Raw genomic sequence first — 8,788 nt, forward strand, 5'->3', positions numbered from 1 at the left:
ATCCCGCGTAGCTCCACCACTATTTCGCAATGAGGCAAGCGGACGCCAGAACCGATTGTCTAAAGAGTAAAGATTTTGGGGTTATAGCTCAGCTGGGAGAGCGCTTGCATGGCATGCAAGAGGTCCGCGGTTCGATCCCGCGTAGCTCCACCAATATTTCGCAGTAAAACAAGCGGCCGCCAGAACCGCTTGTTCAAAGAGTAAAATTTGGGGTTATAGCTCAGCTGGGAGAGCGCTTGCATGGCATGCAAGAGGTCCGCGGTTCGATCCCGCGTAGCTCCACCAAACATTAAAAGGCCACCGTTATCCCGGTGGCCTTTTTGTTTGTTCAGGCATTTGTTTTTTTCATGGCTAACGACTCTTCATTTACAAATCAAATGGCCTAAATGAAAAAGCCCGCGACTGTCGCGGGCTTTTTTCGTTATTCAGAGCGAGTTATGAGGTGTGTCGGCGGCGCCAGGCCAGCGGCAACAGGGCCAGCAGCAGGGCACCCATGGCACCGCCACCGCCGCCCTTGCTCTCTTCCTGCAACTTGAGGTCGACGATGATGGGATCGTGATCCGAGGCGCTGAACGGGTTGTCGGACTTGATCATGTCGCCGGTGAAGCCACGACCGTACTCGAACAGGTTGCTCTCGTAGGAGTTGATGTGCCAGTCGGCGACCGCGATCACCCGCTTGGCCAGCGCCGGGTTGGCGAGGGCGTAGTCCAGGGTGCCGAGTTCGGCCTCATAGCTGTAGGAGATGGCCTTGGCCTGGTTGAACTTGACGTTCAGATCCACCAGACCATAGCTCTTGCCCACTTCCTGGCCTACTTGCTCGTAAGCCTGCTCGCCGAGGAAGGTGTGGGAGGCGGAGCGGATCTTGCGATCGCTGCTGGCCGGCGCATAGTCGGTCAGCACCCGGATCGGGTCTTCCTTGGCGTAGGAGTTGAAGTCCCCCACCAGCAGCACCTGGCCCGGCAGCTTGTTCACCGTTTCCCCCAGCACCTTGGCGGCGCTGACCCGGAACTCGGTGCACTTGCCCTGCAGATCCGCAGGCTCGGTCTTGCCATCCCCGTTTTCAAAGCAGCCAGAACCCTTGGATTTCAGGTGGTTGACCACCAGGGTAAGCGGCTCGTTGCCACCCGCTACCGTGAAGCTCTGCACCAGGGAGTCGCGCTGGCCGGCGGTCTTGGCGACGCCACCGGTGATGTAGCGCTGCTCGGGCAGCTGGATCAGGCTGGCATCCCCGCTCGGGGTCAGCTTGGCCGGGCGGTAGATCATGGCCACCATGATGGCGTCGCCACCGAAGAAGCGATCCTGACCGAGCAGGGCCTTGGGCAGGCTGACGAAGGCGTAGTGTTGGCTGACATCCTTCTGCTGGGCGTTGAGGCTCGCGACCAGGCTGCTGATGGCGGAGTGCTCGTCGAAGCCGTTGTTCTCCATCTCCATCAGGCCGAGGAGGTCTGCGTCCATCTCGGTGATGGCGTTGACTATCTTGGTGCGCTGTTGCTGGAAGTCAGTCAGATCCTTGGCGCCGCGGTTGCAGCCCTTGGCGCTGTCCGCATCCGCCTGATCCACGCAGAGCACGTTGAGGGCGCCGCCCACGCTGGAGTGGCTGGTGAAGTAGTTGAGCACGTTGAAGCTGCCGATACGCAGGTCAGTGCCGGCGGTGCGGGCCGGGGCGCTCTGGCGATCGTTCTCGTCGGTGCGCAGCAGATCCCCCGCGGTGATGGCCTGCTCTTTTGGCACTATCAGCCGGTATTCGTTGTAGCTGTAGCCGACCAGGGCCTCCAGGTTGACCGGCGTATCACCGACGCGCAGGTAACCCTGCTCCGGCTCCCAGGCCGGCAGCCAGGGCAGCTTGCCGTCGGCCGCCTTGAAGTCGGATTCGAGGAACACCCGGTTACCGGCATTGGTTTGTGCCAGTGCCTTGGCTTCGTCGCTGCCCGCCACGTGCAACTGGGTCGGCTTCATCAGTGGCGCCAGGTGGGAGAGCACCAGGTTATTGCGCTTGGCGGCGTAGTCGTAGCTGAAGTTGCGGCTTATTTTGAGCTCACTATCGGCATCGAGTCGCACCCGCATCCCCTCGTGGCGCTCCAGCGCCCGGGCCAGGGTTTCCCCCTCCAGCACCCGCAGCGCCGTGGCGGCCGGGGCACTGCCCTGTGCCACGACCTGCAGACGCGCGCTGCCGCTATCGAAGACAGGCTTGAGCTGGGTGTGGTTGAAATACTCTTCGACCTTGGCTTCCAGACAGATCACGGCACCCGGCTTGATGCCCGGGTATTTGGTCGCGAAATTCTTGTCGTTCAGGTAGACGAAGATGCCGTCCGAGGTCTGGGGGTTGCCATCCCCCTGCAGGTCCTGCAGGTAGAAGCCCTTGTTCAGGCTCTCGCCGAGGGCGGAGACCACGGCCTTGACCGAGACGCTCTGGGTGCTTTCAAACAGATCATCCGGGATCAGCGGGCTCTTGTCGCCACTGCCTTGAATGGCGGGGATGGGGGTGAGGGCATTGTCGGCCGGGCAACTGAAGCCGGCGGCATAGACAGACGGGGACGCAAGGGCGAGCCCCACGGCCAGCGACAGCAGGGTAGGTGTTCCTTTCATGGGTATTCCTTTTTTATTTTTGCCAGTGTTTCCATAGCCTTGGCTCGTTGACCAAGGGCGCGCATTGTCACATTTCTGGCAGTTCATACCAGTGAGCCAACGCACATTACTGGGAGACAAAAGAGGCCGATTTCATTTATTTGATCTGGCTAACAAGTTGAAATAACTGACAAATATGTCACTTGGTGAAAGTGGGAATACTGTGATCCCGCTGGCGTTTACATATTTCTCTTCGAGAACAAAGATTGAGCATCTGCAACTTGCTTCCTATACTCGCCCTGTTCCTCACGGAACCCAGGTAAAGGGCAAACCGGCAGTGATGCCGGGACGCAAAGCCTCCGATCTGCCCCTTCGGGCCAGATAGCGGGGTTTCCCCGGGTGACATGAGGGTATGTGGCCCGTCCATGGCCTGTCGTCGACCCTTCTCCCCTGTTGCTATTGCGCTTTGCCCGGTCTTAAAAGCCAAGACAAAACAAGGAAGATAAAACAATGCAACAGACCTTCAGGCCCAGCAGGCTTGCCATGCTGGTTGCCCTCGCGGCCATGCCCGCCTGGGCGCACGCCGCTTATCCCGTCTATCAGGCTGGCACTGCTTACAAGGCTGGCGATGTCGTCAGCAACGTCGGCAACCTCTACGAATGCAAAGAATTCCCCTACTCCGGTTGGTGCGGCGCCTCGCCCTACCACTATGCCCCCGGCGTTGGCGCCGTCTGGGCCGATGCCTGGAAACCCTTCAGCGACGGTGGCACCGCGCCGGCCCTTGGGCTCGCCATCAGCTCGCCCGCCGTTAGTAGCGCTTTCAACGAAGGCACCCCGGTGGCCCTGGCGGTGAGCCTGAGTGGCAACAGCAGCGGCCTGGTCAAGGTCGAGTATCTGATCGATGGCACCCAGGTGGCGCTGAGCAGCGCGGCCCCCTGGTCGGCAAGCTGGGTGGCGAGCGGCGTCGGTCCCCATCAGCTCAAGTCCCGTGGGCTGGACAAGGATGGCAAGGTCTTGAGCGAGGCCAGCGTCAGCTTCAATGTCAGCGCCGTGGTGGCGCCAGAGGCACCCAAGGTGAGCATCAGCAGCCCGGCCGCTGGCGCCAAGCTGACCCTGGGCCGCGCCGCCACCGTGACGGCAAATGTGACTGACGCCAACAACGACGTGGCCAAGGTAGAGCTCTTTGTGAATGGCCAGAAGGTGGGTGAAGACAGCAGCGCCCCCTGGCAACTGAGCTGGACGCCGCAGAACAAGGGGCTCACCGGTCTCAAGCTGGTGGCCACCGACAAGGCCAATCTGGTCGGTGAATCGAGCCAGGTGGATGTGCAGGTGGAAGAGGCGGCGTTGCCGCCCACCGGGGGCAACCTCTCCTGCGACATTCGTCAGGTCTACCGCGCCGATGGCAGCGAGTGCATGGGGGATGACCATGCCCGCCGCGTCATCGGTTACTTCACCTCCTGGCGCACCGGCAAGAACGGCCTGCCCGCCTACCTGGTGAGCGACATTCCCTGGGACAAGATCACCCACATCAACTATGCCTTCGCCGGGGTGGACGAGCAGAGCCACCTGATCAAGGTGGACGATGCCGCCACCAAGCTGACCTGGGAGGGGGTGCCGGGCGCCGAGATGGATCCGGAGTTTGCCTACCAGGGTCACCTCAACCTGCTCTCCAAGTACAAGAAACAGTACCCGGACGTGAAGACGCTGATCTCGGTGGGGGGCTGGGCCGATACCCGTGGCTTCTATACCGCCACCACCAAGGGCGATTGCTCGGTCAACACCGCCGGCATCAACGCCTTCGCCGACTCGGCGGTGGGCTTCATCCGCCAGTACGGCTTCGACGGGGTGGACGTGGACTACGAGTACCCCACCTCCATGAAGGATGCGGGCAACCCCAACGACTTCCCGCTCTCCAACCAGTGCCGGGCCAAGCTGTTTGCCAACTACGAAGTCCTGATGAAGACCCTGCGTACGCGGCTGGACAGCGCCGGCACCGAGGATGGCCGCAAGTACATGCTGACCATCGCCTCACCGGCGTCGGCCTATCTGCTGCGCGGCATGGAGAACTTCCAGGTCACCCAGTATCTGGATTACGTCAACCTGATGACCTATGACTTCCACGGCGCCTGGAACAACTTCGTGGCCCACAACGCCGCGCTGTTCGACAACAAGGCGGATCCCGAGCTGGCCCAGTGGGGCGTCTATAGCCAGGCCCAGTACGGCGCCATCGGCTATCTGAACGCGGCCTGGTCGGCCCACTACTTCCGTGGCGCCCTGGCGGCCGGCAAGATCAACATAGGGGTGCCTTACTACACCCGTGGCTGGCAAGGGGTCACCGGCGGTACCCATGGTCTCAACGGCAAGGCGGCCCTGCCGAGCCAGAGCAATTGCCAGCCGGGCACGGGGGGCAGCACCATCCCCTGCGGCAACGGCGCTGTCGGCATCGACAACATCTGGCACGATCTGGACAAGAACGGCAACGAGGTCGGCGCCGGCGCCGTGCCCATGTGGCATGCCAAGAACCTGGAGCACGCGGCCAGCCTCGGCATCACCACACTGCCGAGCTATGGCACCGCCTGGGGTCTGGATCCCAACAACCCGGCGGACGTGATCCAGGGCAAGTACGTGCGTTACTACGACGACAAGGCGCAGGCGCCCTGGCTGTGGAACGAAGAGAAGAAGGTGTTCCTCTCCACCGAAGATGAAGAGTCCATGGGCAAGAAGCTGGACTACATCGTCAAGCGCGGCCTGGGGGGCGTCATGTTCTGGGAGATGGCGGGGGATTACGCGTTCGATCCGGCCAAGAACGAATATGTCATGGGCAGCACCCTCACCAGCCTGGCCTATGAGAAGTTCAGCAAGGCGAGCAAGGCGAACCTGAAGCAGAACGATCTGCCGGCACCGGCGGCCCAGCTCGACATCGGCGTGAGCCTGACCGGCTTCAAGGAAGGGGACTCGAACTACCCGATCAACCCCACGCTCAAACTGACGAACAAGTCGACCCAGACCATACCGGGCGGGACCCGCATCGAGTTCCTGGTGCCCACCTCCACCTCTGACACCATCACGGATCAGAGCGGCATGGGGCTAACCGTGGTCGAGAGCGGCGGCAACCAGAACTCGGACGGCATCGCGAGCGAGAAGGACTTCCACAAGGTGGCCATGACGCTGCCGACCTGGAAGGCCTGGACACCGGGCTCTGACGTCGAAGTGGCCATGACCTACTACCTGCCGGCGGCGGGTGTGCCGAGCGGCATACGCCTCGTCAGCGGTAGCCAGACCATAGGCCTGAAGTCCGACTTCCCGGCCTTGGCCGAGGCGGTGCTGGGTGGCAGCAGTGGGGGTGATGGTGGCAGCGGTGGCACCAGCTGCAGCAGCCAGAGCGTCAATCCGGCGGAGTACAATGCCTACCCGGCTTGGCCGCGCGGCGATCACGCCAATGGCCAGGATCGCATGACCAACAACAAGGCCGTCTGGCAGGCAAACTGGTGGACCAGCAGCGAACCCAAGGCGGGTGACGGCAGTTGGAAGCTGGTATGCAACTACTGATGTGGCGAAGCGGCATCTTTCTGATGCCATCGTAGAGACGACCAATCCGGAGCTCAGGCTCCGGATTTTTTATGAGATGTGGCTGGTGCAGCCCCGCTCGATGGCGTGGCCTTTTCAAGGCACCCGGGCCCGATGGTCATCAGATCGGCACGGAGACGCTCAAGCTTCGCGGTAAGCGCTTCAAAAAGGTGTGGCTATTCAAGATGTTCGTTCTAAAGTAGCGGTAACAGGCACGGGGTTGGTGTTGCCGCCAATTCAAGGACCCATGCCGGCAAGGAGAGGCCGCTGCGCGGAATGACGCGGCCATGCAAGCGCAACAAGGACGAGGTTTCCCCATGCTGTCGTATTTTCTGCGTCGGATGCTGCTCATCATCCCGACCTTTCTCGGAATCACCCTGCTCGTCTTCAGCATCACCCGTTTCGTGCCGGGCGGCCCGGTGGAGCGCATGATGCTGCAGGCGCAGGTCTCCCAGAACGAGACCGGGCGCTCCAGTGGCAGCAAGGGGGCCCAGGCGCTCTCCGACGAGCAGATCGAGGAGCTCAAGGCCTTCTACGGTCTGGACAAGCCCATGCTGATCGCCTACTGGGAGTGGCTGCAGAAGCTGGCGGTGCTGGATCTGGGGGAGTCGACCCGCTACTACGAGCCGGTGTGGGGCCTCATCAAGGACAGGCTGCCGGTCACGGCCTTCTTCGGGCTGGCGACCTTCCTGCTGAGCTACGCCGTCTCCATCCCCCTCGGGGTGGCCAAGGCGCTCAGGCATAACAGCCGCTTCGACTCCTTAAGCTCAATGCTCATCTACATGGCCTATGCGCTGCCCGCCTACGTGGTGGGGATCTTCCTCATCACGGTGTTTGCCTTCCACCTGGAGTGGCTGCCCATGGGGGGCTTCCCGGGGGACGAATTCGATTCGACGCAAGGGGCCTGGGAACAGATCCGCGTGTTGTTCAGCCACGCCCTGCTACCGCTGATCGCCTACGCCATCGGCGACTTCGCCATCCTCACCATGACCATGAAGAACAGCCTGATGGAGAACCTGTCGGCGGATTACGTGCGCACCGCCGTGGCCAAGGGGCTGCCGTTTCGCAAGGCGGTCACCCATCACGCCATGCGCAACAGTCTGATCCCCATCGCGAGCCATTTAGGGTCCGTGCTCACCGTCTTCTTCGGCGGGTCTTTTCTCATCGAGACCATCTTCAACATCGACGGCATAGGCCTGCTCGGCTACGAGGCCATCGTCGAGCGGGATTACCCCACCGTCATGGGGATCCTGGCCATCACCTCCATGCTGATGCTGGTGGGCAATATCGTCTCCGATATCTGCGTTGCGCTGGTGGATCCTCGCGTCAGATTTGGAGACTGAACATGAAGCCGATGTCGTTCGTTATGCCGATAGCGCTCAGTGTCGTCGCCGATATCTGCGCTGCAGTCTCGGTGGATCCCCGTGTCAGGTTTGGAGACTGAACATGACTTTTCAGCTAAATCCGGTCACCCTGAAAAAGCTCAAGCGCTTCAAGTCCATCAAGCGCGGCTACTACTCCTTCATCCTCTTCTCGCTGCTGGTGATCCTCTCCCTGCTGGCGGAGCTGCTGGTCAACAGCCGGGCACTGGCGCTGAGCTATCAGGGGGAGCTCTACTTCCCTACCTACGGCGACGTGATCCCGGGCCAGCACTTCGGGCTGGACTACGAATACGAGACCAACTATCGCCAGTTGCAGGCCAAGTTTGCCCAGGAGGGCAAGGGCGACTGGGTGCTGCTGCCGCCGGTGCCCTGGAATCCCTACGAGCAGGACTTCAAGCAGGATGTCTATCCGCCCTATGCCCCGAGCCTGGCCGATCGCCACTTCCTCGGCACCGACACCAGCGGTCGTGACGTGCTGGCGCGGCTGGTGTACGGCTTTCGCATCGCCATCGGCTTCGCCTTCATCACCCTGGTGGCGAGCTACGTCATCGGTGTCAGCCTCGGTTGCATGATGGGCTTCCTCGGCGGGCGCTTCGACCTCATCTTGCAGCGCTTTATCGAGATCTGGTCCCAGGTGCCCTTCCTCTACGTCATCATGATCCTGGTGTCCCTCACCAAGCCGAACTTCGGCCTCTTCGTCGGCATCAACGTGCTGTTCGGCTGGATGGGGATCACCTGGTACATGCGCACCCTCACCTACAAGGAGCGGGCGCGGGACTATGTGATGGCGGCGCGGGCCCAGGGGGCGAGCACCCGCCGCATCATCTTCCACCACATCTTGCCGAACACCCTGATGATGATCGTTACCCTGGCGCCCTTCGCCGTGGTGGGCAACATCTCCACCCTGACGGCGCTGGATTACCTGGGCTTCGGCCTGGCGCCGCCCACCCCGAGCTGGGGGGAGCTGCTCTCCCAGGGCATCAACAACCTGGATGCCATCTGGATAGTGAGCTCAGTGGTGGTGGCGGTGAGCCTGGTGCTGATCATGGTCTCCTTCATCGGCGAGGCGATCCGCGAGGCGTTCGATCCGCGCCAGTTCACCCGCTACCAGTGACGGGAGGGCGGTCGGCGCCATGGGCGCACCGAGCGAATATTGTCCTTATTTATGGCGCTGTCCCAATTACGTGTTGAAAGGCTAACCTTGAAATAGGTCATCCCCCTGAGGGCCACCATCATGGATACCCAAGCCTTTCAACATCTACTGTCTCTCTTCC

Annotated in this window: 4 protein-coding genes, 2 tRNA genes and 1 riboswitch; of the genes, 5 read left to right on the forward strand and 1 reads right to left on the reverse strand. The window is 61.6% G+C overall.

Translation table 11 applies throughout. From position 1 onward, the window contains the following. The first annotated feature begins 77 nt into the window (after positions 1-77). Both LG30_RS0118760 and LG30_RS0118765 read left to right on the forward strand, forming a co-directional pair. Positions 78-153: transfer RNA gene (locus LG30_RS0118760), tRNA-Ala, on the forward strand. A 56-nt stretch (positions 154-209) separates the two neighbouring features. Then, a tRNA-Ala gene (locus tag LG30_RS0118765) sits at positions 210-285 on the forward strand. Between the two features lie 150 nt (positions 286-435). Here the strand turns inward: LG30_RS0118765 and LG30_RS0118770 are convergent. Then, the gene (locus LG30_RS0118770; protein ID WP_033132217.1) at positions 436-2,586 is read right to left on the reverse strand and encodes an ExeM/NucH family extracellular endonuclease; all 2,151 of its coding nucleotides are present in this window, start codon (positions 2,584-2,586) and stop codon (positions 436-438) included. A 294-nt stretch (positions 2,587-2,880) separates the two neighbouring features. Continuing rightward, positions 2,881-2,963, forward strand: a riboswitch (cyclic di-GMP riboswitch). Positions 2,964-3,075: 112 nt separating this feature from the next. Here LG30_RS0118770 and LG30_RS0118775 point away from each other — a divergent pair. The 3 genes from LG30_RS0118775 to LG30_RS0118785 all read left to right on the forward strand — a co-directional run bounded on the left by LG30_RS0118775 (position 3,076) and on the right by LG30_RS0118785 (position 8,628). Further along, positions 3,076-6,114 carry a glycosyl hydrolase family 18 protein gene (locus LG30_RS0118775; RefSeq protein ID WP_052101206.1) on the forward strand — a complete coding sequence of 1,013 codons (3,039 nt, stop codon included), beginning with the start codon at positions 3,076-3,078 and terminating at the stop codon, positions 6,112-6,114. 335 nt (positions 6,115-6,449) lie between these two features. Beyond that, positions 6,450-7,475 carry an ABC transporter permease subunit gene (locus tag LG30_RS0118780; RefSeq protein WP_033132218.1) on the forward strand — a complete coding sequence of 342 codons (1,026 nt, stop codon included), beginning with the start codon at positions 6,450-6,452 and terminating at the stop codon, positions 7,473-7,475. Between the two features lie 103 nt (positions 7,476-7,578). Then, positions 7,579-8,628, forward strand: coding sequence for an ABC transporter permease (locus LG30_RS0118785; RefSeq protein ID WP_033132219.1), 1,050 nt, complete (start codon positions 7,579-7,581; stop codon positions 8,626-8,628). The last annotated feature ends 160 nt before the right edge of the window (positions 8,629-8,788 follow it).

The sequence above is a fragment of the Aeromonas aquatica genome, from assembly GCF_000764655.1.
Taxonomy (GTDB): domain Bacteria; phylum Pseudomonadota; class Gammaproteobacteria; order Enterobacterales; family Aeromonadaceae; genus Aeromonas; species Aeromonas aquatica.

Bases quoted from the DNA above. Each gene is read 5' to 3' on its own strand.
- LG30_RS0118785 (WP_033132219.1), top strand. From the start codon at position 7,579: ATGACTTTTCAGCTAAATCCGGTCACCCTGAAAAAGCTCAAGCGCTTC.
- LG30_RS0118775 (WP_052101206.1), top strand. From the start codon at position 3,076: ATGCAACAGACCTTCAGGCCCAGCAGGCTTGCCATGCTGGTTGCCCTC.
- LG30_RS0118780 (WP_033132218.1), top strand. From the start codon at position 6,450: ATGCTGTCGTATTTTCTGCGTCGGATGCTGCTCATCATCCCGACCTTT.
- LG30_RS0118770 (WP_033132217.1), bottom strand. From the start codon at position 2,586: ATGAAAGGAACACCTACCCTGCTGTCGCTGGCCGTGGGGCTCGCCCTT.